Origin of the sequence: Sinorhizobium sp. CB7 (assembly GCF_041357635.1) — a bacterium.
Classification (GTDB): domain Bacteria; phylum Pseudomonadota; class Alphaproteobacteria; order Rhizobiales; family Rhizobiaceae; genus Rhizobium.
In genome coordinates, this window is record NZ_JAULLL010000007.1 from 277,814 (window position 1) to 301,190 (window position 23,377).

Genomic DNA, 23,377 nt, shown 5'->3' on the forward strand with positions numbered 1-23,377 from the left:
CGGAAGATTTCAAGCGCTCTGTTCGCCCTTTGTCAAAAAACGCGGTCAGAGTGCCAGCCGGGCGCGCGCCTGCCGGTATTCGGCCTCCAGCCGGCCGACGAGACTTGCGACGGGCTCCACCGCCTTGATGGCGGCGATCCCCTGGCCGCTGCCCCAGATGTCCTTCCAGACTTTGACACCCGTGGTCGCCTCTTCGAAATCCATCTTCGTGGGATCGGCCTCAGGCAGGCGGTCCGGATCCATGCCGGCTGCCCTGATTGAGGATTTCAGATAGTTGCCGTGGACGCCGGTGAAATAGTTGGAATAGACGATATCTGCGGCAGCGCCGTCGACGATTGCCTGCTTGTAGGCGTCGGAGGCGCGCGCCTCCTCCGTCGCAATGAATGGAGAGCCGACATAGGCCATATCCGCACCCATGGCCTGCGCGGCCAGGATCGCGCCGCCGGTGGCGATCGCGCCGGCAAGCAGCAGGGGACCGTCAAACCATTCGCGGATCTCGTGGACGAGGGCGAAGGGTGAAAGCGTACCCGCGTGGCCGCCAGCCCCGGCTGCGACGGCTATAAGCCCATCCGCACCCTTGCGGATTGCCGAATTCGCGTGGCGGTTGTTGATGACATCGTGCAGGACGATCCCGCCATAGGAGTGGACTGCGGCATTGACCTCAGGCACCGCACCGAGCGAAGATATGACGATCGGCACCTTGTATTTCACGCAAAGCGCGAGATCATGTTCCAGTCGTTTGTTGGAAGCATGCACGATCTGGTTGACAGCGAAAGGCGCTGCCGGTCGTTCCGGATGTCTGGCATTGTAATCGGCCAGATCCTCGGTGATCATTGCAAGCCACTCGTCGAGCTGGCTTTCCGGCCGGGCGTTCAGCGCCGGGAAGGCGCCGATGATGCCTGCCTTGCATTGCGCGAGTGTCAGTGCCGGGTGCGAGACGATGAAAAGCGGCGAGCCTACCACCGGGAGCCTGAGATTTCCGGAGAGGATGGAAGGAAGAGTCATGCAGCGCCCCCGCCATTTACGTTTACGAAAACGTCAAGTTGATAACAGAACTGGTCGATTGGGAAAAGACATAGTCCTTCATATGCCATCCTTGCGGTTTATCCCCGGTCGATTTGCGGCACTGAAGTCGCAAAATGCTTGCAGATTCTGAGGCATGAAGCTACCGAACATGACAAGGCATCCGTAGATCTCCAAGCGCGATGTCGTAGTGAAAGGATGAAGGACCGGACGTGAGCGGACTAGAAGCGGCTATCAGAAATGCTCTGGAGCGATCCGATCGCGCCAATCCGGAAGTCCGAGCGCGCATCTATCAATCGGCGCGCCAGGCGCTGGAAGCCGGCCTGCGTAAGCAGGACATCACTGACGTCGACACCGTTTCCACGCAGCGCCAGCGCCTGGAGGCGACGATCCGCACGATAGAAGGCGAAGAACGTGCGCGCCTGCATGCCAGCGTGGTGCCTCCTGTCGTGGAAATGCGGCCGCCGGCCACCCCGCCTGCTCAGGCACGTGACGAGGATGCAATGGCGGTCCGCGGCGAGACCCGCGGCCGCTCGGAGCCTAATCTCGGAAATGAGCATGGCTTCGGCGATATGCGCGCAGAGCGGGCCGATCAGCCTGGATCCGCGCCAACGGCTGCATCTCAGCCAGCCTCCGGCAGATCTGCGGCGATGGATTTCAGGCCCGAAGCCGCCGCCGTCCGGCGCAAGCCACGCAAATTCTTCTCTCGCCTGCTTCTCTGGTGTGTTCTGCTGGCTTTCATCGGAATGGGAGCCTGGTGGGTTTATACGTCCGGCCTGCTGCTAAGCCCCGCCGAGCGCGACACCAGCGTTGCCAATCCGCCGGCCCGCACCGAGCCCGAAGATTTTACCGGCAGGGAAGAGACCAACGACCAGAACAATCAGACCGGGGGCGGCGGGCAATTGGCGACTATAGATCCGCAGAACGGCTTTTCCGCGGAGTGGATCGAGGTTTTCAAGCCGACGGATGCTTCCAAGATCGTAAGCGGCGCTCAGGCGAAGGTGGAAAATATCTCGGAAAATGACGGAGCGGCTGTTCGTCTGACCTCCCAAAGCAGCGCTGCTGAGGGCAATCTCGCCATCGAAATTCCGGCCAATGTCCTGCAGCAATTGGCCGGAAAGACGTCGACCTTTGCGCTGACCCTGCAGGCGACCTCGGATAGTGCAACGCAGATCACGGTCCAATGCGATTTTCAGACGCTTGGCGATTGCGACCGTCATCGCTTCAACGTCGCGCGGGAAAAATCGGATGCGCTTTTCCAGGTCCGTTTCGACCGGTCGATGGCGCCGACATCCCCCGGGCGGCTGATCATCAACAGCGATGTTGACGGCAAGGCGCGCGGCATCAACCTTTTCGCCATCCGCGTCTTGCCGGGCCAGTAAGAGCCGGTTCCGTAAGACGGCCCGGTCAGCGGGGCATCTATTTCAGGAAGCCCGCCCCCGAGCCGACGATCTTGTCATCGAAATGGCCGATCGCATCCTTGTCCTTCCCGTCATAATGCATCGTCTTGAGCATATGGCGGATCAGGTTAAGCCGGGCCCGGCGCTTGTCGTTTGCTCGGATGACCGTCCAGGGTGCATGCTCGGTATGGGTCTCCCTCAGCATGCGATCGCGTTTTTCGCTGTAATCGTCCCATTTGGTCAGCGCCGCGATATCCATCGATGACAGCTTCCAGACGGCGCGCGGATCATGGCGCCGGTCGTGAAATCGCTTGAGCTGCATTTCCCGCCCGATATCCAGATAGAATTTGAAAAAGAAGATGCCTTCGTGGGCGATGACCCTCTCCAGTTGCGGCACCTGTTTCAGAAAGTCTTCGTACTGGGTTGGAGTGCAGAAGCCCATGACGGGTTCGACGCCGGCACGATTGTACCAGGAGCGGTCGAAGAGCACGAATTCGCCCGATGTTGGAAATTGTGCCACATAGCGCTGGAAGTACCATTGTCCTTGCTCGCGCTCGGTCGGCTTCGTAAGCGCCACGACGCGGGCAAGTCGCGGGTTCATATGGGCGGAGGTCGCGAGAATCGCGCCGCCTTTGCCGGCTGCGTCGCGGCCTTCGAAAAGCGCCATTACTCGTTTGCCGGTCGCCTGCAGCCAGAACTGCACCTTGACGAGTTCGATCTGCAGTTTTTCCAGCTCCTCCTGATAGTCGTCCTCTTTCAGCTTCTTGTCATAGGGATAGCCGCCGGATGCGAACGCCCCGTCGTCCACCCAATCCGGCAGGACCGGATTGTCGACATCAAAGATCCGCTTTTTGCCGCCGATATCGAGTTCGACTGCTCGGCTCTCGGGGTTCTTCGTCATGTCTCCTCCATTGTGTTGGCGCCTGTGCCGCAAGGCCGGCGACAGCGCTGCGGCATTATTTCCTTCCCGCGAAGAGCGCATATTTATTCTTTGATTTCAAGACGCTCGCGAAACAGGTAAGCTTCGCCTATCGGTTCGATGCCCGATTCTCGCTAATAATGATCGCTGCAGGAAAATTCTGTCATGGACTCGCGGTATCAGGCAAAGTTCTGGTCCGACGAAACGAAAATAACAGATGCGAGGCGGGACTCCCTTGGATGAAGAAAGGCCAATCTGGCAGAGGATTATAAGCAGGTTGCGCCAGGAGCGGGCCGTTCTGCTGGCGGCAACGCTGATCGGCTTGGTTGCTCTCGCCGGCGGCATCGATGGATGGATCGTGCTTGGCCTGTGGCTTCTTATGCTTATTGCAGCGCTGGCGCGCACGCCGTTGATCCTGCAGGTTCCGCCGCCCCCGCCTTCGGAAGAGGAGATCGTGCCTCATCGCAGTTCGCTGCCGCAAGTTTCGGCGGCCCTCGGTGCGCTTGATATGCCGGTGATCGTCCTCGGGCGCGACGCCTCCGTGCTTTTCCAGAATCGTGCATCCGAGAAGGCGTTCGGCGAAATGCTGATCGGTGCGCATCTTTCAGCCCGCCTGCGCTCGCCTGGGATCCTCGACATGGTGCGCGAAACCATAGCCACGAACGCGCCGAACCAGATCGAGCATTCCGAACGCCTGCCGTCGGAACGGGTCTACATCGTCAGGAGCGCGCCGATCGAACTTGTCGGATCGGAGGCCCCGCCCGAGAAGTTCTTCGTGCTTTCGTTCCGTGACATCACGGAAGTGCGTCGCATCGACCGCATGCGCTCCGATTTCGTCGCCAATGCCAGTCACGAGCTGCGCACTCCGCTTGCCTCATTGCGGGGCTTCATAGAAACCATCCAGGGGCCGGCGCGCGGCGATCCGAAGGCGCAGGAGCGCTTTCTCGGCATTATGCTCGACCAGACCACCCGCATGAGCCGCCTGGTGGACGATCTCCTCTCACTGTCGCGTCTGGAACTGAAATCGCATCTTGCTCCCGACCAGATGGTGGATCTCGTGCCCGTGCTCGGCCATGTGCGCGATTCCCTCCTGCCTCTGGCGAGGGATCTCGATGTGGAGATCAATCTCCATCTGCCTGAGAGCAAGGTCGAGGTCATGGGAGACCGCGATGAACTCGTACAGGTCTTCGAAAACCTTATCGAGAATGCCTGCAAATACGGACAGGAAGGCAAGATCGTCGATGTCTGGCTCAAGAAGGCGCCGGACCAGCCCGTGGAAGTAAGTGTGGTCGATAAGGGGCCCGGCATTCCGGCCGAGCATGTCCCGAGGCTCACCGAGCGTTTCTATCGCGTTAGCGTGGAGGACAGCCGGTCAAAAAAGGGCACCGGATTAGGGCTCGCCATTGTCAAGCATATCCTGACGCGGCACCGCGCCCGGCTGATCGTCAAATCGGAGCTGGGCAAGGGAACGGACTTTACCGTTCGTTTCTGATACAAAAGGCACCTATTGTTCACCCATTAGAATTTTTCTAAATAAAATCAATGGGATGAGTTGTCACAAATGTTTCATCAATCTGACATAAAAGAGCAGTGCATGTAACGCTAAGACTGGGCCGCCGGCAACGGCAAAGCGAGCGCCTCTTGGGGGGTCGCACTCACACTAGCCCATGACGGGAGAATTCTAATGAATATGCTGAAACTTACTGTAGCGGCACTGGCTGCTTCCGCTGCCTTTGCGAGTGCAGCCGCTGCTCGTGACCAGGTGCAGGTCGCCGGTTCGTCGACCGTTCTGCCCTACGCGAAGATCGTTGCCGAATCTTTCGGCGAAACCTTCCCTGACTTCAAGACGCCCGTCGTCGAGTCGGGCGGCACGGGCGCTGGTCTCAAGGAGTTCTGCAAAGGGGTAGGACCGGATACGATTGACGTTGCCAACGCTTCGCGTCCGATCAACAAGAGCGAGGCGGAAGCTTGCAAGGCGGCCGGCGTAACGGAGATCCAGGAAGTCAAGATCGGTTATGACGGCATCGTCTTCGCAACCGACAAGGGCAATCCGGACATCGCTTTCGTTCCGGCTGACATCTATAAGGCTCTGGCTGCCCAGGTTGTTGTCGATGGCAAGCTTGTTGCTAATCCGTATAAGAAGTGGTCGGAAGTCAATCCGGCTCTGCCTGACTTCGAAATCGCTGCCTATATCCCGGGCGAAAAGCACGGCACGCGCGAAGTATTCGAACAGAACGTTCTCGCTGCCGGCTGCAAGGACTCTGGCGCGACCGAAGTGATCGCGAAGGAAGTCGCTGACAAGGCCGCTCAGGCGAAGGCTTGCGTTGCAGTCCGCAAGGATGGCAAGGCTGTCGACATCGACGGCGACTATCCGGAAACCCTGGCGCGCATCGCTGCCAACAAGACCGGTATCGGCGTCTTCGGTCTCTCCTTCTATGAGAACAACGCCGACAAGCTGAAGGTAGCAACCGTCAAGGGCATCGTACCGAGCACCGAAACGATCTCCAACGGCACCTATCCGGTATCCCGTCCGCTCTTCTTCTACGTCAAGAAGGCGCATCTCGGCGTCATTCCGGGCCTGAAGGAATATGTCAACTTCTTCGTTTCGGACCAGATGATCGGTCCCGACGGCCCGCTCGCCGAATACGGTCTCGTCGCTGCTCCGGACGCAGAGCGCGACGCGATCCGCAAGGCTGTCGAAGGCGGCAAAACCATGTAATTGACGATGATTGCCGGCGCGGCCAAAGCTGCGCCGGCAATTCCATTGCCCGGATTTCGGAGGCCTCGCTCCAGCCTCGAAGCCGGTAGCGTCCGCATTCGGATATTCATGGATGGGGTCATTTTCGGAAAATCGTTTGATGCGGTTGTTGGCCGCTTCGGTTTTCCAGGGCTGCTTGCCTGGGGGAAGCAAAAATGAGTACATCATTGATATTATTGTGCCTGTTAATAATTGGCACCGTCGCCTATGTGATGAGCCGAGCGCGTGCCGTCACATTGGCAGGGGGTAAGTCCTCGGCCCTGCATTCCAGGCCCGGCTACTATGGTGCCTATGCTGCAATTTGGGCTGTTTTGCCCGCTTTGATCGTTTTTTGCGCTTGGCTGGCCATCAGCCCGGCGATCATTGAATCCTCCATCCGCGGTTCCTTTCCCGCCGAAGTCAAGTCTCAGCCGGTTGCAACACAGAACCTGAGCTTCGGCATGGTCACTGCGATCGCACGCGGGCTGCCGCTGCTTACCGCGGAGGAAACCGCCGGCGTCTCCAACGGGTCGATCGACCTGCAGGCGAAACTGGCGGAAAAGGGCGTTCCGCTCGCAGGCGCGCCCGCACCTTACATGGTCGAAGGCGCCAGGGATTTGATTGCGAAGACATCGTTCAGCCGCTGGATGATGACGGTGGTCGTCCTCGTGATCGCGATTGCCGGTGCGGCTTATGCGCTGCGCTCGATCGCGCCGCGCTTCCGTGCCCGTAATCAGGTGGAGCGCGTCATGCTATGGGGCCTGCTTGTCGCTTCCTCCATCGCCATCCTGACCACGATAGGCATCGTCCTCTCGATGCTCTCTGAAGCAGGACGCTTCTTCAGCATGGTGCCGGCCAACGAATTTTTCTTTGGCACCGTCTGGGATCCGCGCTTCGCCGGCGCCGGCTCGACATCTTCCGGTCAATTCGGTCTTATCCCGCTTCTTGCCGGTACTCTCTATATCGGCTTCGTCGCCATGCTGGTGGCGGTCCCCGTCGGCCTTTTCGCCGCAATCTACATGGCCGAGTATGCGTCACCCAGGGTTCGCTCGATTTCAAAACCGCTTCTGGAAGTCCTCGCCGGCATTCCGACAATCGTCTACGGCTTCTTCGCCCTGGTCACGGTCGGTCCCTTTCTTCGGGACATCTCCGCGGACATAAACGGATTGCTGACGGGCAACTATGTCAACTTCATCCAGGCCCAAAGCGTCATAACCGCGGGCATCGTCATGGGTATCATGCTGATCCCATACGTTTCGTCGCTTTCGGACGACATCATCACGGCCGTTCCGCGCTCGCTGCGTGACGGATCGCTCGGTCTCGGGGCGACCCGCTCCGAAACCATCAAACGCGTCATCTTGCCGGCAGCTCTGCCGGGTGTCGTCGGCGCCCTGTTGATGACCGCCTCGCGCGCCATCGGTGAAACCATGATCGTGGTTCTTGCCGCCGGTGTTGCCGCCCGCATACAATTGAACCCGTTCGAGCCGATGACCACGGTCACGGTGAAAATCGTCAATCAATTGACAGGCGACCTGGAATTCACCTCACCGCAGACGCTGGTCGCCTTTGCTCTTGGCATCACGCTCTTCTGCATCACGCTATGCCTCAATATCTACGCGCTCTATATCGTGCGCAAATATCGGGAGCAGTACGAATGACGAATCTAGTTTCTCCCGTGACCGGCCGCGCCGCCGCACAGGCCACTGCCGCCAACCGCAGGGATATCGGCATCAAGCGCCGTTACGCTGCCGAACGCCGGTTCCGTGCCTACGGCATCGCCGCCATCTGCTTTGGCCTTTTCTTCCTCGTCGTGCTGGTTTCCACGGTTGTCCGCAACGGCTACACCGCTTTCCAGCAGACGGCGATCACCCTGCCGGTGGAATTCACCGAAAAGACCATCGACCCCGGCAACAAGCGCGCAACCGATCCGTCGGTCCTGGTTGCCGCCAATTATCCGACGGTGATCCGCGACGCGATTGTCAAGGCGCTGGGGATCGATCCTTCGAACCGTGCCGAGGTGCGCGAAGCCTCGAACATGATTTCGAAGGGTGCGCCGATCCAGCTGCGCAACATGGTCGTCGCCGATCCTTCGCTTATCGGCAGGACGGTCAATGTGACGCTTCTGGCCGATGCCAATATCGACTCGGCCAACAAGGGGCAGATCGACCTGACTGTTCCCGAGAAGGACCGTAAGGTTTCCGACAAGCAGGTCGGCTGGATGAACCAGCTCAAAGAGAGCGGTGCGCTCCACAAGCAGTTCAACACCGGTCTGTTCACCGCAGGCAATTCCAGCCGCCCCGAGGCCGCAGGCCTGGGTGTCGCCCTGATCGGCTCGTTCTACCTGATGTTGATCGTGCTTGTCCTCTCCCTGCCGATCGGCGTTGCCGCCTCGATCTATCTCGAGGAATTCGCGCCGAAGAACAAGCTGACCGATCTGATCGAGGTCAATATCAACAACCTCGCGGCCGTACCCTCGATCGTTTACGGCCTTCTCGGTCTCGCGGTGTTCATCAACTTCGCTGGTCTGCCGCGTTCGGCCGCTCTTGTCGGCGGCCTCGTGCTGACCCTCATGACGCTGCCGACGATCATCATCGCGACCCGTGCCGCCTTGCGCGCGGTGCCGCCATCGATCCGCAGCGCGGCGCTCGGGCTCGGCGCCTCCAAGATGCAGATGGTGTTCCATCATGTCCTGCCGCTCGCAATGCCCGGCATTCTGACCGGCACGATTATCGGCCTCGCCCACGCCCTTGGTGAGACGGCGCCGCTTCTGCTGATCGGCATGGTCGCCTTCGTCGCCAACTATCCGGCGACACCGCTTGAGCCTTCCACCGCGCTTCCGGTGCAGATCTACATGTGGGCGAACGAGGCGGAGCGCGCCTTCGTTGAGCGGACTTCGGGGGCGATCATCGTCTTGCTCCTGTTCCTCATTGCCATGAATATCGGAGCCATTCTCTTGCGGCGTCGCTTCGAGCGTCGCTGGTAAAAGGAGTAGATCATATGAACATGTTGTCAGAAGCTGCAGTGGAAAAAACCCTGGATCAGAAGATGAGTGCCACTCCCTACAAGATGATCGGCCAAGACGTATCGGTTTACTATGGCGAAAAGCGCGCACTTTTCGACGTCAACCTCAACATTCGCGAAAATACGGTAACGGCTCTGATCGGCCCGTCCGGTTGCGGGAAGTCGACCTTCCTGCGCACGCTGAACCGGATGAACGATACGATCGAAAATTGCCGGGTCACCGGCAAGATCACGCTGGACAGCGAGGATATCTATGATCCGGCGATCGACGTGGTCGAGCTTCGTGCGCGTGTCGGCATGGTTTTCCAGAAGCCGAACCCGTTCCCGAAGTCGATCTATGAGAACGTTTCCTACGGTCCGCGCATCCATGGCCTGACCAAGTCGAAGGCCGACATGGACCAGGTCGTTGAAACGAGCCTGCAAAGGGCCGGCCTTTGGAACGAGGTGAAAGATCGCCTCCACGAAGCGGGTACCGGTCTTTCCGGCGGTCAGCAGCAGCGCCTCTGCATCGCGCGCGCGGTTGCGGTCAGCCCGGAAGTGATTCTGATGGACGAGCCTTGCTCGGCTCTCGATCCGATCGCAACCGCCAAGGTGGAAGAGCTCATCCACGAACTGCGGGAGAACTTCACCATTGTCATCGTGACTCACTCGATGCAACAGGCGGCACGTGTCTCCCAGCGTACGGCGATGTTCCATCTTGGCAATCTGGTCGAGGAGAACGACACCGACAAGATGTTCACCAATCCTGACGACTCGCGCACCCAGGACTACATCATGGGCCGCTTCGGCTAACCCGCGAAGCGCCAAAATCGTTCAAATTCGAGGACACCATAATGGTATCGACTCACATACTTTCTGCCTACGATGACGATCTGAAGTTCCTTTCCCGCCGCATCTCGGAAATGGGGGGATTGGCAGAACAGATGGTCAGCGATTCGGTGCGTGCGCTGGTCCATGGCGATGCGGCGCTCGCCCAGAAGGTCATCTCCGACGATGTCATACTCGATCACGCGGAGCGCGAAATCGGTGATAAGGCGATCGTAACGATCGCCCGTCGTCAGCCAGTGGCGACCGACCTTCGCGAGATCATGGGTTCGATCCGTATCGCCGCCGATCTGGAGCGTGTCGGAGATCTCGGCAAGAACACGGCAAAGCGCGTCATCGCGGTTCAGGGCACCGGCGTTCCGCGCCGGCTTGCCCGTGGCCTGGAGCACCTCTCCGAGCTGGCGCTCGGGCAGCTCAAGGAAGTGCTCGATGTCTATACGACGCGTTCCGCCGACAAGGCCAAGTCGATCCGCGAGCGCGACGAGGAAATCGATGCGATGTACACGTCCCTGTTTCGCGAGCTCCTCACTTATATGATGGAGGATCCGCGCAACATCACCTCGTGCACGCATCTCCTGTTCTGCGCCAAGAACATTGAGCGCATCGGCGACCATGCGACCAATATCGCCGAGACGATCTACTACATGGCGACCGGCGCGCAGCCGGAGGGCGAGCGTCCCAAGGACGACACCGCGAACACCGTCGGTGCGGTTACGGAATAATCGTTCCGGGCCTGTGAAGGAGACGCGACCATATGATCCCGAAAGTTGCTGTCGTAGAAGACGAAGAAGCCCTGAGTGTGCTGTTGCGATATAACCTCGAGGCCGAAGGCTTCGAGGTCGACACCATCCTCAGGGGCGATGAGGCGGAAATTCGCCTTCAGGAGCGCATTCCCGACCTCCTCATCCTCGATTGGATGCTTCCCGGCGTATCCGGCATCGAACTGTGCCGCCGCCTGCGCATGCGGCCCGAGACGGAACGTCTGCCGATCATCATGCTGACGGCCCGCGGCGAGGAAAGCGAACGGGTGCGCGGCCTTTCCACCGGCGCGGACGACTACGTCGTCAAGCCGTTTTCCACGCCGGAGCTGATGGCGCGGGTGAAGGCGATGCTTCGCCGGGCCCGGCCGGAGGTGCTGTCCAGTGTGCTCAAATGCGGCGATATCGAACTTGACCGTGAAACCCATCGCGTACATCGCAAGAGCCGGGAGGTGCGCCTCGGTCCCACCGAGTTCCGCCTTCTCGAATTCCTGATGTCGTCCCCCGGCCGCGTCTTCTCCCGCTCGCAGCTTCTCGACGGCGTCTGGGGGCATGATATCTATGTTGATGAACGCACCGTGGACGTGCATGTCGGCCGCTTGCGCAAGGCACTCAATTTTTCGAACATGCAGGATGTAATCCGCACCGTTCGCGGCGCCGGCTATTCGATGGAAGCCTGAGCCGACTAAAACCTACTCCAGATGCTGAAAACGGGCCCTAGCGGCCCGTTTTGGCTTTTTTGTGGGACAAAGCAGGAGTGCAAACCGCGCATAACCTCGGGATCATGCGCTGGTGCAAGGCTTAGTCGACTAGTTGATCCGCGGCGTCCGGCGGCGCTCAGCGATAGGCTGATAGGCCAGGCGCTGGTGATAGCCGCAATAGGGCGAGGAATCGGGGGATTCGCAGCCGCAGAAGTGAAAATCTTCCTTCAGCGGATCGCCGACCGGCCATTTGCAGGTGCGTTCGGTGAGCTCCGTGAGTCCAAGGCGGCGCGAGATCGGCACGACCACGTTGGCGGCCGGCCGGAATTCGATTTCCTCGACGGCATCGAACTCGATCTCTTCCTTGAGGAGCGTCGCGCCGGCGGCTCTGGTGATCGTTCGCGTGGTGAGGCGAGAGGCGTAGTTCGGCGCGCGGGGAGCGGATGTATTGCGCTTCGGTGCCCGGGTCGCCGATGTGGTGCCACCCGCTTTGGCGCGGCCAGGCAGGCTCAGGCGATGCACCTTGCCAATGACGGCGTTTCGGCTTACGCCGCCGAGTTGCGCCGCGATCTGGCTGGCGCTTAGTCCCTCCGACCACAGTTTCTTGAGTTTTTCCACCCGCTCGTCTGTCCAGTTCATGCCCTGTCTCCGCCTGTCGCGTTGGTGATGGCAGAATCCCTCACCCTTGCCCCGGACGCCTCCGAAGCAAAAAACGCCTGAAATTTTGGTGACTAGTTCCGCCGCATGCAGTCTAGTAATTGAACTTTAACCTAGTGTGAGGCTGACTCCGTGACAAGAGTCGCCAGAATCTCGATGAATCGATTTCGGAGTTTTCCCCAACTTGCTGTCCTGACGTGTCATTTCTGCAATATAAGTTGTTGAACACGTGATGAAGTGAGACGGCTCCGTACCGCAACTGCGCAGCTCTCTGTTTTGTTGACATCGCAGTGCGAAAAGGGAATAGTGCCAACGCCGCCGAAAGGCGGCATTTTGATTTTCCGGATCTGCGTCGAATAGTGAATCCGGTCGCTCCATATAGCTCTGATCGAGGAGATATGCGCCATGGCTCAAGCCGCGCCGCTCTATGATACCTATTCTCGTGCTCCGTTGCGGTTCGAGCGAGGGGAGGGAGTGTGGCTGATCACCGAGAACGGCGAGCGCTATCTCGATTTTGGGGGCGGTGTCGCAGTCACTTCTCTTGGACACGGGCATCCGCATCTTGTTGAAGCCCTCAAGGCGCAGGCCGACAAGGTCTGGCACCTCTCCAACCTCTATGAGGTCCCGGGCCAGGAAAAGCTCGCCGCACGCCTGACCGCGGCGACCTTCGCGGACAAGGTCTTTTTCACGAATTCCGGCGCGGAAGCCCTGGAATGCGCGATCAAGACTGCACGCCGGTACCAATATTCCAGGGGCCATCCTGAAAGGTTCCACATCATCACGTTCGAAGGAGCCTTCCACGGACGCACGCTCGCGACCATCGCGGCCGGCGGACAGGAAAAGTATCTGGAAGGCTTCGGACCCAAGGCTCCTGGTTTCGATCAGGTACCCTTCGGTGATATCGACGCGGTGCGTGCCGCCATCACTGATGCAACGGCCGCTATCCTGATAGAGCCTGTTCAGGGCGAAGGCGGCATTCGTCCGGCAACGATGGAGTTCATGCGCGCACTTCGCACTCTTTGCGACGAGCGTGGGCTTCTTCTGGTCCTGGATGAAGTACAGACCGGCGTCGGCCGTACCGGCAAGCTCTTCGCCTATGAATGGTCCGGCGTTACACCTGACATCATGGCAGTCGCCAAAGGTATCGGCGGCGGTTTTCCGCTCGGTGCCTGTCTGGCGACGGCAGAGGCAGCGTCCGGCATGAAGGCGGGCACTCATGGCTCCACCTATGGCGGCAATCCGCTTGCAATGGCGGTTGGCAATGCGGTGCTGGACGTCATTCTGTCGGACGGATTCCTGGAACACGTTCGCGACGTGGCCCTTGTCTTCCGTCAGGCACTGGCATCGCTCAAGGATCGCTATCCGGACGTGATCGAGGATGTTCGGGGCGAAGGACTGATGCTCGGCATCAAGGCGGCAGTCCCTTCGGCCGATCTGTTGCAGGCCATACGCGCCGAGCACTTGCTGGCAGTTCCGGCAGGTGACAACGTTCTGCGCCTGCTGCCGCCGCTCACGACGACGGCGGACGAGGCACGGGAGGGGCTTTCCCGCATCGAGCGTGCCGCCGAACGGGTGCGCGCGGCCAAGACTAAGAAGACCGCGTGAATATCAATGCCGGCCGGCGGTTCGCCGCCGGGACATGACAGGTAAGGAACAATGGCTTCACCGAAACACTTTCTCGACCTCTCTGCAGTGGCCGCCGCCGACCTGCGCAGCATCATCGACGATGCGGTCGAGCGAAAGCAGGCCTACAAGGCGGGCACTGGCGACCGGCCGCTCGCCGGCAAGATGCTGGCGATGATTTTCGAGAAGCCTTCGACGCGTACCCGCGTCTCCTTCGATGTTGGCATGCGCCAGCTCGGCGGCGAGACGCTGTTCCTGTCCGGCACGGAGATGCAACTCGGCCGCGCTGAAACGATCGGCGATACGGCGAAGGTTCTGTCGCGCTATGTCGACGCCATCATGATCCGGACGACCGAGCATTCGCGCCTGCTGGAGCTTGCCGAGCATGCGACCGTTCCGGTCATCAATGCCCTGACGGACGATACCCATCCCTGCCAGATCATGGCCGACATCATGACCTTCGAAGAGCATCGGGGCTCCATCAAGGGCAGGACGATTGCCTGGACGGGCGACGGTAACAATGTCCTGCATTCGCTGGTCGAAGGGGCCGCCCGTTTCGGCTATCGCATGAATATGGCGGTCCCTCTTGGTTCCGAGCCCAAGGATCACTATCTGAACTGGGCCCGCAACGAAGGCGCCGAAGTCATGCTTTGTCATGATGCCGACCGGGCGGTCGCCGGCGCCGATTGTGTGGTCACCGATACCTGGGTCTCGATGAATCAGGAACATCGGGCGCGCGGTCACAATGTCTTCCAGCCCTATCAGGTCAACTCGGCTTTGATGGCACAGGCCGGCAAGGACGCATTGTTCATGCATTGCCTGCCCGCTCACCGTGGCGAGGAAGTGACGAACGAGGTGATCGACGGTCCGCAATCCGTGGTCTTCGATGAGGCGGAAAACCGCCTGCATGCGCAGAAGTCGATTCTCGCATGGTGCCTGGGCGTGATCTGAACCATATTGGCTGCCGTGGCCGGTCGGCTGCGGACAGGCGAGCGGAGCAGGGAAATCGTTTGAACGTTTCCCCTCCGCTTTGATTGATTTGGAGTTATGAACCATGGCAGAAACTGCAGCGGCGCTCGGCCAGTTCGATTTCGCCGGCGACGATCATGTTGTTCCTTTTCAGGTGGAGAGCCTGGATGTGCGGGGTCGTGCCGTCCAGCTCGGACCGATGCTGGACGCTATTCTTGGACGGCACAACTATCCCGCACCCGTTGCGAGGCTTCTTGCCGAAGCGGTGGTCCTGACCGTTCTTCTCGGGACCTCCCTGAAATTCGAAGGCAAATTCACGGTCCAGACAAAGAGCGACGGCCCCGTTGACCTGCTGGTTGCCGATTTCTCGACGCCGGAAAATGTCCGCGCCTATGCCCGTTTCGACGAGGAGGCGCTGGAAAGAGCGATCGAAGCCGGCGAGACCGAACCGGAACAGCTTCTCGGCAACGGCGTGCTCGCCTTTACGATTGACCAGGGCCGGTTCACCCAGCCCTACCAGGGCATCGTTGCGCTCGACGGCACTTCGCTTGAGGAGATCGCCGGCGCCTATTTCCGGCAATCGGAACAGATTCCGACCCGTGTTCGCCTGGGCGCGGCAGAGCTCTACGATCGTGACGGGACCGGCAAGGCGCGGCATCGCTGGCGGGCCGGGGGCCTTGTCGCCCAGTTCCTGCCTGAGGCGCCAGAACGCATGCGCCAGCCGGATCTGCACGGCGGCGATGGCGATACCGGCGTGCGCGAGCATGTCGAGGATGATGCCTGGACGGAGGCCCGTACGCTGGTCGAAACCATCGATGCGGATGAACTGACAGACCCGCAGGTCGGCACGGAGCGGCTGCTCTATCGCCTCTTTCATGAACGCGGCGTGCGAGTCTATGATCCGCAGCCTGTCTTCGACCGTTGCAGTTGCTCGCGGGAAAAGATCAAGAGTGTCCTGAAGGGCTTTACGGCCGAGGAGATCGAAGCAAGCCAGGAGGACGGCGAGATTTCCGTCACCTGCGAGTTCTGCTCCACTGTCTATCGATACGAGGTGACGGAGGTTTCCGAGGCCTAGAGCAATTCCAGGAAAAGTGCGAAGCGGTTTTCCGTTCGGAATTTGCGTAAAAGCAAATGGTTAGAGCGGTTCTGCGTTTCCTTGAATAGCTGAAGGGGAGCTCCGCGCATCCATCGGATGCGCGATGCTTTAATTCAGGACCCGCAAATGGCCGGGTGAATCCAGGGAGAAGGCGGGGATCTCGACATCGAAGAGCTTCCCGTCATCCGTCTCCATCTGATAATGGCCGAACATTAGGCCCGAAGGCGTATCCAGCGGACAGCCTGAAGAATATTCGTAAGTATCGCCCGGCCGCAGGCGCGGCTGTTCGCCAACAACCCCCGGCCCCGTCACTTCGTCCACCAGACCGTTCTGATCGGTGATGTTCCAATAGCGGTTGATAAGGCGGACGGCGATATTGGAATGATTACTGATGACGATGCGGTAGCCCCAGACGTAGCGGCCGTCGTCCGGATCGGATTGCTCCTCCAGATAAAAAGGCTCGACGACCACTTCGATATCTCGTGTGAGGGCGCGATACATGCCTGCCACCTTGACCAAGATGTCTTCCGGTATCCTACAGGCAATCCCGTCCGTCAAGAAACGGAAGTGTGAAACTAAGGCTTTCTGCGCTGCATTGAATATTAGGGATAATTCCAAAGGTTAATGCCCCTCCCATGCCAAACGTTGGGGAAGCTTCCGTCGCGCCGGCCTTGGTTGCAGGCCCGTTGTTCCTGCAAGTGGATCAGCCCATCAACATATCGATCGGACCATTATAGGCCGACCCTAGCAACATGCAGCTCGCGGTAAACGTCACGACCTGAGTCTTGGCTTTTTTCAGCAAGCGGGTCAGAGTTTGCGCCAAGGCGGAGGCGTAGTCTGCTGTGACCCGCGGGTGCGTGGGCAGCGACACCATTGAACGCGCAAGTGCGGACGCATTCGTGGATCGTCCGGCAAAGCCTTTGAAAGCGTCGATCTCATGTGCATTGGGGTAGAGCGTCGATCCGACGTGAAATCCCTGCCGCATCATCTCCTGAAGTATGCCACCCCTTGCCTCCGGTTCGACGATGACCGGATAGCTGAAGAAACAGGACCCAGCCCGCACGATGTCGGACGCATCGGGCGAAGCGCGCCAATCCGCAAGCTCGCGATCATAGATGGCGGCGATCGTTCTCCTATGCGCAAGCTTTTCTGCGACATTGTCGATCTTGCGTGTCAGTTCTTTGAGTGCGCCCAGCGCCGGTCGGCTGAGAACCGTGTCCTCCAGAACAATTGTTTCCTTGCGATTGAAGGTCAAAATATCGGTGCCGTTGGTCCGTTGTGCTTGTCGGAGCATGGCCGGTAACGTGATCCAGGAGAACAAGGTATCGCGCGTCGCCATGTCATATTTGAAGACCTGGAGCATGTGCGGGCCGTATTTCCGCGAGCTCAGGCGTGGAAAACCGGCGACCTCCCGTCGCATGATCTCGCCGATATCGTCATGCATGGTAGCGATTGCACCACCCCAGACATAATTAAGCGTCTTGAAACCGGACATGCTGAAGACGCTGCCGTCGGTGATAGTCCCCATTCGGGCGCCGTGATAGTCGCCTTCGAGACTGATTGCGCAGTCGTCGAACAACAATACGTCGCGCTGCCGGCAGAGTTCGCAAATATCGGCCAGCCGTTCCTGGATCACGTGGTAATGCGTCAGCAGAACACAGCAAGTTCTATTGTCGATGAGGGTTTTCAGGTGATCCAGATCGACGTTCGTCGAATTCGGCAAGGTATCGACGAAAACCGGCTCGCAGCCCGCGAAGCGTATCATGTTGATCACGTCGGGGATCGTATAGGGCATCATGATGACGCGATCACGACCGCTTCGTCGGGCATATTTTGCCAGCAGGTATAGGCCTGCCCTGGCTCGCCCGAGAGGAATTATCGGGATGTCTGCGCCAAGGAGGGATCGCAATCCTGCTTCAAATCGCTCCTCTGCATCGCCGCCGCCGGACAGCAACGGACTGATATACCGCATGGGATAGATAACCTGCTTGGGGGCTTTCATCACGGCCTCTGGGCTGTTCCGATAGGGAATGTTCGTGAAGCTTGATGTGATCTGATGATCGCAGGGCAATCGAACATGCCGTGACGATAGTGACGCACGCTCAAATCGCAACCTGAACAATTGGCCGAAGCATCAGCCATTTGTTTAGGTTGTTACTGATCATGTGAGGAATCGCGACAAAATCCCGCTGTTCGGGCAGATAATCGGACTGAGTGCGGAAGGCCCTGCCGGTGAGGCGCATGCGATCCACTAACTATCGGTTATCGCGCGCAATCTTACCACTCGCCTCGAGCGGCGACCCGCTTCGCCAACGAGAGGCGAAGCGGTCTTCCTTCAAGTTCCGCAGATTTTTGCGTAAGGCGTGTTGCGGTCGAAAATCTCTGCGAAAAGTTCAAAGATTTAATGCGGCCTCACGAAACTTTCGCCAGCGCCTGCGCAAAATCCTCGATCAGATCGTCGGTATCCTCGATGCCGGCGGAAAGGCGGACCGTACCAGGTGAAATGCCGAGTTCCGCGCGCGCCTCGTCGGTCAGGTTCTTGTGCGTCGTCGTAGCCGGATGCGTGATCAGGCTCTTGGAGTCGCCGAGGTTGTTCGAAATCTTGACAATTTCGAGCGCGTTCTGAAACGCGAAGGCTGCCTCCTTGCCGCCCTTCAGCTCGAAAGCAACGAGTGTCGAACCGCCGGTCATTTGCTTGGCGATAATATCGGCCTGCGGGTGGTCCTTCCGGCCCGGGTAAATGACCTGAGCCACCTTGTTCTGCTCGGCAAGAAAGTCGGCGATCTTCGCCGCATTCTGCGTCTGTTGCCGGACGCGCAGCGGCAGCGTCTCGATGCCCTTCAACAGCGTCCAGGCATTGAAGGGAGACATGGCCGGACCGGTATGGCGGAAATAATCGTGCAGGTTCTCGTCGATCCACTTCTTGTCTGACAGAACCACGCCGCCGAGGCAGCGGCCCTGGCCATCAATGTGCTTCGTTGCGGAATAGACGACGATATGAGCCCCGAGTTCCAACGGCTTCTGGAAGAGCGGCGTCGCGAACACGTTGTCGACGACGACCTTGGCATCGATCTGGTTGGCAAGCTTGGCGACACCTGCGATATCGATCACTTCCAGCGTCGGATTGGTCGGGCTTTCGAGGAAGAAGACCTTGGTATTCGGCCGGATCGCCTTTTCCCAGTTTTCGAGGAAGCGCCCGTCGATCAGAGTACATTCGATGCCATATTTCGGCGCCAGCGTCTCGACCACCCAGCGGCAGGAGCCGAAGAGGGCGCGCGCCGCGACGATGTGGTCGCCGGCCTTCAACTGGCAGAGAATGGCGGCCGCGACGGCAGCCATGCCCGAAGCCGTCGCGCGGGCATCTTCAGCGCCTTCCAGCATGCACATGCGCTTTTCGAACATGTCGTTGGTCGGGCTGCCATAGCGCGCATAGATGAAACCTTCGGTCTCGCCCTTGAACCGGGCTTCGGCGGCCTCAGAGGTTTCGTAAACGAAGCCCTGTGTCAGATAGATTGCCTCCGATGTCTCGCCATATTGCGAGCGCAGCGTTCCCCCATGAACGAGTTGGGTTGCCGGGCGCCAGGTCTTGCTCATGCCATCACCACCTTCAAAATAAAAAAACCGGCCGCAAAAGCAGACCGGTCTCGAACCCGGTCCTTTTAGCCACTTCTTTAACGTGGCTGCAAGCCGACCGGCCAAATCACCACGGGATAAGATTGCAAATACTGCCCTTGGCCGCTTGCGTCAATTCCTTGCGTCTGGTTTTGTCAGCGGCGGAAAATGGATGGGGCATGATGGCTCGCAAAACAGGAATTTTGGCAGACCGCGCCATTGCGGAGCTCTTTGAGACGGGACGGCTGACGAGCGAGAAAGAGCTTGATCGCGATCAGATACAGCCGGCAAGCCTCGATTTGAGGCTGGGTGCGCATGCGTTTCGTGTCAGGGCCAGTTTCATGCCTGGCCCTGCGCATCTCGTCGCCGACAAGCTCGATCGCCTGAAGCTGCATGTCGTCGATCTCACCGAAGGCGCGGTGCTCGAAACCGGATGCGTCTATATCGTGCCGTTGATGGAGCATCTCGACCTGCCGGCCGATATGTCTGCCTCGGCCAATCCGAAAAGCTCGACCGGCCGCCTCGACATCTTTACGCGCGTTATCACCGACCGTGCTCAGGAATTCGACAAGATTCCGGCCGGCTATTCCGGCCCACTCTACCTTGAAATCAGCCCGCGTACTTTCCCGATCGTGGTGCGCCGCGGCTCGCGGCTGTCGCAGATACGTTTCCGCGTCGGCCAGGCAATCCTGAGCGAACCGGAGCTCTTGGCCCTGCACGAACGCGAAACGCTTGTGGCAAGCAGCAAACCAAACGTCACCGGCGGCGGCATTGCGCTGTCCATCGATCTTGCCGGCGACGAACGTGGCCTGATCGGCTATCGCGGCAAGCATCACACCGCCGTCGTCGATGTCGACAAGAAAGCCGAGCACGACATCTTCGATTTCTGGGAACCTCTCTACAGCCGTGGCCGCACCGAGTTGATCCTCGACCCCGACGAATTCTACATCCTGGTCTCGCGCGAGGCCGTGCACGTGCCGCCGCTCTACGCTGCCGAGATGACGCCCTTCGATCCGCTGGTTGGCGAATTCCGCGTCCACTATGCTGGTTTCTTCGATCCCGGCTTCGGCCATGCGCCGGCCGGCGGTCGCGGAAGTCGTGCCGTCCTGGAAGTGCGCAGCCACGAAGTTCCCTTCATTCTGGAGGATGGCCAGATCGTTGGTCGACTCGTCTACGAGCACATGCTGGAACAGCCGGCGAGCTTGTACGGCTCCGGCCTCGGCTCGAATTATCAGGCGCAGGGCCTGAAGCTGTCGAAGCATTTTCGCCTGTAGCAAAACCGGGCCAAGGAGGCGCTACAACGCGCCTCATGCCCATTTGTTTACCTTTATCTACTCCAAAAGGCCCATCGCGATCGGCCAATGAACGAATTGGCACGCGCTCGTCCTCATAGTAGCGCGTATCTCTGCGTGCGAGGTGACTGGCCTCTGCGCAGCAGCGGGCGAAGCGTTCCCGACATGAGGAGATGCCTGATTGGCAGGGGGCAGCGAGTGAAGAGAATATGCATTCCGGGAACGGACATATTTGCCTCGCGGTTTGTCTTCGGAACCGCGAACCTCTTCAGCGCGGGCACGTCTGCAAGGCGTCAAAGGCTCCTGGAAGCTGCGGTTGCCAACGGATTTACCCACTTCGATACCGCACCCTCTTACGGCTTCGGCATGGCGGAGCGTGACCTCAGGCCCGTTCTGGCGCGCCATCCCGAAGTGACTGTCACGACAAAGGTCGGTATCTATTCGCCCGGCGGCGAGGCGCAATCTGCGCCCGAGATCTTCCTGCGCAAAGCCGGCGGCCGGTTGATTCCGGCTCTGTCACATCCTTCGTACGACTGGAATGTTGCGCGCGCTCAGAAAAGCCTCGAAGGAAGTTTGCGCCGGTTGGGACGGGACTGCATCGACCTCTACATGCTGCATGGACCGATGCTGGCTCTTCTCGATGTGGACGAATGGCTGCGCTGGCTCGAGCGTTGCGTTTCGACCGGGCAGGTCCGCCGCTTCGGCCTCGCGCTCAGGCCGGACCTGCTGAAGCCCTTTCTCGATATCCGCTGTTCCCTGGCTGATGTGGTTCAGGTCTTGGACAGCCTCGACGGGAGGGAGGCTGATGTCCTCAAGCGTTTCGGCAAGCGGTTCCAGATAACCTACGGCTATGTCTCGGCGGCGAAATCCCGCGGCGGCCGGGTTTCGGTGCCCGATGTCCTTCGGCAGGCGCTGCGGCGCAACATGGAGGGCGCAATCATCGTCAGCACGAAGAAAATTGCGAGGCTCACGCAATTCGCCAGATTGAGCGAGGATACGGCATGATACGCGACCTTCTCGGCCATACCGAAAAAGAGACCGTCGAAGCGGACGTGCTGGTGGTGGGTGCAGGCACGGTCGGCCTGGTCCTTGCCACAGAGTTGGCGAAGTCGGGGCTGCGTGTCATCGTTCTGGAGTCCGGCGGGCTGCGGCAGGACGAGGACGAGCATCCACTGAACGCCGTGGTCCAGATCGGATCGAATTATCCGGGCGCTGCGCGTGGCCGCTTCCGTTGCCTTGGCGGAACGTCGACTCGTTGGGGTGGAGCGCTTATTCCCTTTCTGGCCGCCGACATGGACCCCGGCTTGTGGCCGGTCTCGCATGCGGAAATCACGTCCTATCTGCCACGGGTCGAGCAGCTTTTTCAATTGCCGCCCGGATCCTATGACTGGGATGGTGTTACAGCACAGAGTGATGGCAAGGCTCCCGACTACATGGCGCGGCTCGCGAAATGGCCGGCCTTTGCCAGGCGCAACGTTGCAAACCTGTTATCGCAGGAGATCGCGAACACGGACGACCCGATCATTTGGCTGAATGCAACGGCAACGGATTTTGAGATCGGCGAAAACGGCCGGTTGGCCAAGGTCGTTGCGACCGCTCCCGATTCCGCGCAAATCTCCGTCCGCGCGAATGAAGTCGTGATAGCGGCGGGTGCTATCGAGAGCACGCGGCTGCTTCTTCTCGCGGATCGTCAAAACAGCGGCAAGTTCTTCGCTCCGGACGACGTCCTCGGCCGATATTTCCACGATCACCTCTCCGCGCCGGTGGCCAGGTTACAGGTGCATGACCGCAAGGCCCTGAACCGCATCGTGGGGTTCCGGTTTGAAGGTGATGGCATGAGAAATGTCCGATTTGAGCTGTCGGAACGCTCGCCTCATCGCAAGACCGTTCCTGATTGTTTTGCGCATATCGCTTTTCAGGAGCAGCAACGCGGTGGATTTGACGCGTTGCGCGACCTCTTCCGGCAATTGCAGCAGCGGCGTTACCCGAAGCTTTCGACACTTGTCGAACTGACGAAATCATTGCCATGGCTGATGCGGGCGACATGGTGGCGGTTCGTCGAAAAGCGCCTGCTCTATCCCTCTGCCGCCGACATTCAGCTTCATATGGTGATCGAGCAGATACCACGCCCCGAAAACAGGATATTTCTGTCGGATGATCGCCGGGGTCGTGATGGCCAACCTTTGGCCGTGATCGACTGGACCGTGGACCGGCAGGACGAGGAAAACCTGACCAAGGCCACCGACCTCTTCATCGATTGCTGGCGGGGCTCCGACCTGGCGCCGCTCGCGGATATTCTTCGCAGGGGGCCCGGAGAGGCCGAAGCCGAGTTGGCTTTGGGAGGCAGCGCCTTTCATCCCGGTGGAACGACACGGATGGGAAGGAGCTCCAGCGAGGGCGTCGTTGATCGCGATCTGCGAGCCTTTCGCATCCCCAACATGCGCGTCCTGTCGACCTCGACCTTCCCGAGCGGAGGAGGGGCAAATCCCACGATGATGCTGATGATGTTCGCTCTGCGTCTGGCGGACGATATTGCAAAAGGATCTGGAAGCGTTGAAGCCCTTCCGAAGCAGGTCGTCCCGACGGAAAAACATGCGCACGCCGGCTGAGGCGGAATTCTTTCCGCCTTGACAGATGTCGGTAACTGTTGGAAGTCTCGAATATCGGCGGGCGTAGCTCAATGGTAGAGCAGCAGCTTCCCAAGCTGAATACGAGGGTTCGATTCCCTTCGCCCGCTCCAGTTC

Annotated in this window: 20 protein-coding genes, 1 tRNA gene and 1 riboswitch; of the genes, 15 read left to right on the forward strand and 6 right to left on the reverse strand. The window is 59.5% G+C overall.

The genetic code is table 11. The features are described 5' to 3' along the window. Positions 1–45: 45 nt before the first annotated feature. On the reverse strand, positions 46–1,005 hold the full coding sequence (locus AAE029_RS15635; RefSeq protein ID WP_371073775.1) for an NAD(P)H-dependent flavin oxidoreductase: 960 nt from the start codon (positions 1,003–1,005) through the stop codon (positions 46–48). A 230-nt stretch (positions 1,006–1,235) separates the two neighbouring features. On the opposite strand from AAE029_RS15635, the gene AAE029_RS15640 reads away from it, so the two are divergent. Further along, positions 1,236–2,405, forward strand: a complete 1,170-nt coding sequence (locus tag AAE029_RS15640) for a hypothetical protein (RefSeq protein WP_371073776.1) — start codon at positions 1,236–1,238, stop codon at positions 2,403–2,405. Between the two features lie 37 nt (positions 2,406–2,442). Here the strand turns inward: AAE029_RS15640 and ppk2 are convergent, their stop codons facing one another. Then, positions 2,443–3,324, reverse strand: coding sequence for a polyphosphate kinase 2 (ppk2, locus tag AAE029_RS15645; protein WP_371073777.1), 882 nt, complete (start codon positions 3,322–3,324; stop codon positions 2,443–2,445). 286 nt (positions 3,325–3,610) lie between these two features. On the opposite strand from ppk2, the gene phoR reads away from it, so the two are divergent. From phoR to phoB, 7 genes are all read left to right on the forward strand, one after another. Then, positions 3,611–4,834 carry a phosphate regulon sensor histidine kinase PhoR gene (gene phoR / locus AAE029_RS15650; protein WP_371073843.1) on the forward strand — a complete coding sequence of 408 codons (1,224 nt, stop codon included), beginning with the start codon at positions 3,611–3,613 and terminating at the stop codon, positions 4,832–4,834. Positions 4,835–5,026: 192 nt separating this feature from the next. Continuing rightward, positions 5,027–6,061 (forward strand): substrate-binding domain-containing protein, encoded by a 1,035-nt coding sequence (locus AAE029_RS15655; protein WP_371073778.1) that lies wholly within the window; start codon positions 5,027–5,029, stop codon positions 6,059–6,061. Between the two features lie 194 nt (positions 6,062–6,255). Beyond that, the gene (pstC, locus tag AAE029_RS15660; RefSeq protein WP_371073779.1) at positions 6,256–7,737 is read left to right on the forward strand and encodes a phosphate ABC transporter permease subunit PstC; all 1,482 of its coding nucleotides are present in this window, start codon (positions 6,256–6,258) and stop codon (positions 7,735–7,737) included. After that, entirely contained in the window at positions 7,734–9,062 is a 1,329-nt protein-coding gene (gene pstA / locus AAE029_RS15665; RefSeq protein ID WP_371073780.1) for a phosphate ABC transporter permease PstA, read from the forward strand. The genes pstC and pstA overlap by 4 nt, the downstream gene beginning before the upstream one ends. Before the next feature lie 14 nt (positions 9,063–9,076). After that, complete coding sequence (gene pstB / locus AAE029_RS15670; RefSeq protein ID WP_371073781.1) at positions 9,077–9,892, forward strand: phosphate ABC transporter ATP-binding protein PstB; 816 nt, start codon at positions 9,077–9,079, stop codon at positions 9,890–9,892. Between the two features lie 41 nt (positions 9,893–9,933). Next, positions 9,934–10,647, forward strand: coding sequence for a phosphate signaling complex protein PhoU (gene phoU / locus AAE029_RS15675; protein ID WP_371073782.1), 714 nt, complete (start codon positions 9,934–9,936; stop codon positions 10,645–10,647). 32 nt (positions 10,648–10,679) lie between these two features. After that, positions 10,680–11,363 (forward strand): phosphate regulon transcriptional regulator PhoB, encoded by a 684-nt coding sequence (phoB, locus tag AAE029_RS15680; RefSeq protein WP_371073783.1) that lies wholly within the window; start codon positions 10,680–10,682, stop codon positions 11,361–11,363. A gap of 129 nt (positions 11,364–11,492) precedes the next feature. Here the strand turns inward: phoB and AAE029_RS15685 are convergent, their stop codons facing one another. Then, a complete protein-coding gene (locus AAE029_RS15685) occupies positions 11,493–12,023 on the reverse strand; it encodes a GcrA family cell cycle regulator (protein WP_371073784.1) in 531 nt (176 codons plus the stop codon). Positions 12,024–12,446: 423 nt separating this feature from the next. Between AAE029_RS15685 and AAE029_RS15690 the strand changes: the two genes are divergently transcribed. The 3 genes from AAE029_RS15690 (at position 12,447) to AAE029_RS15700 (ending at position 15,708) form a co-directional block, all read left to right on the forward strand. Further along, complete coding sequence (locus AAE029_RS15690; RefSeq protein WP_371073785.1) at positions 12,447–13,646, forward strand: aspartate aminotransferase family protein; 1,200 nt, start codon at positions 12,447–12,449, stop codon at positions 13,644–13,646. A gap of 51 nt (positions 13,647–13,697) precedes the next feature. Beyond that, complete coding sequence (argF, locus tag AAE029_RS15695; RefSeq protein WP_371073786.1) at positions 13,698–14,615, forward strand: ornithine carbamoyltransferase; 918 nt, start codon at positions 13,698–13,700, stop codon at positions 14,613–14,615. A 103-nt stretch (positions 14,616–14,718) separates the two neighbouring features. Beyond that, positions 14,719–15,708 carry an Hsp33 family molecular chaperone gene (locus AAE029_RS15700; RefSeq protein ID WP_371073787.1) on the forward strand — a complete coding sequence of 330 codons (990 nt, stop codon included), beginning with the start codon at positions 14,719–14,721 and terminating at the stop codon, positions 15,706–15,708. 129 nt (positions 15,709–15,837) lie between these two features. On the opposite strand, the gene apaG is transcribed toward AAE029_RS15700, so the two are convergent. The 3 genes from apaG to AAE029_RS15715 all read right to left on the reverse strand — a co-directional run bounded on the left by apaG (position 15,838) and on the right by AAE029_RS15715 (position 19,323). Beyond that, on the reverse strand, positions 15,838–16,230 hold the full coding sequence (gene apaG, locus AAE029_RS15705) for a Co2+/Mg2+ efflux protein ApaG (RefSeq protein ID WP_371073844.1): 393 nt from the start codon (positions 16,228–16,230) through the stop codon (positions 15,838–15,840). 202 nt (positions 16,231–16,432) lie between these two features. Further along, complete coding sequence (locus AAE029_RS15710) at positions 16,433–17,731, reverse strand: DegT/DnrJ/EryC1/StrS family aminotransferase (protein WP_371073788.1); 1,299 nt, start codon at positions 17,729–17,731, stop codon at positions 16,433–16,435. Between the two features lie 410 nt (positions 17,732–18,141). After that, positions 18,142–19,323, reverse strand: a complete 1,182-nt coding sequence (locus AAE029_RS15715) for an O-succinylhomoserine sulfhydrylase (protein WP_371073789.1) — start codon at positions 19,321–19,323, stop codon at positions 18,142–18,144. A gap of 44 nt (positions 19,324–19,367) precedes the next feature. Beyond that, positions 19,368–19,446, reverse strand: a riboswitch (SAM riboswitch). Positions 19,447–19,520: 74 nt separating this feature from the next. On the opposite strand from AAE029_RS15715, the gene AAE029_RS15720 reads away from it, so the two are divergent. The 4 genes from AAE029_RS15720 to AAE029_RS15735 all read left to right on the forward strand — a co-directional run bounded on the left by AAE029_RS15720 (position 19,521) and on the right by AAE029_RS15735 (position 23,373). Then, positions 19,521–20,615, forward strand: a complete 1,095-nt coding sequence (locus AAE029_RS15720) for a 2'-deoxycytidine 5'-triphosphate deaminase (RefSeq protein WP_371073790.1) — start codon at positions 19,521–19,523, stop codon at positions 20,613–20,615. A gap of 216 nt (positions 20,616–20,831) precedes the next feature. Further along, complete coding sequence (locus tag AAE029_RS15725; RefSeq protein ID WP_371073791.1) at positions 20,832–21,638, forward strand: aldo/keto reductase; 807 nt, start codon at positions 20,832–20,834, stop codon at positions 21,636–21,638. After that, positions 21,635–23,242: a GMC oxidoreductase gene (locus tag AAE029_RS15730; protein WP_371073792.1), complete on the forward strand. Its 1,608-nt coding sequence runs from the start codon at positions 21,635–21,637 to the stop codon at positions 23,240–23,242. The genes AAE029_RS15725 and AAE029_RS15730 overlap by 4 nt, the downstream gene beginning before the upstream one ends. Positions 23,243–23,299: 57 nt before the next feature. After that, a tRNA-Gly gene (locus AAE029_RS15735) sits at positions 23,300–23,373 on the forward strand. Positions 23,374–23,377: the final 4 nt, after the last annotated feature.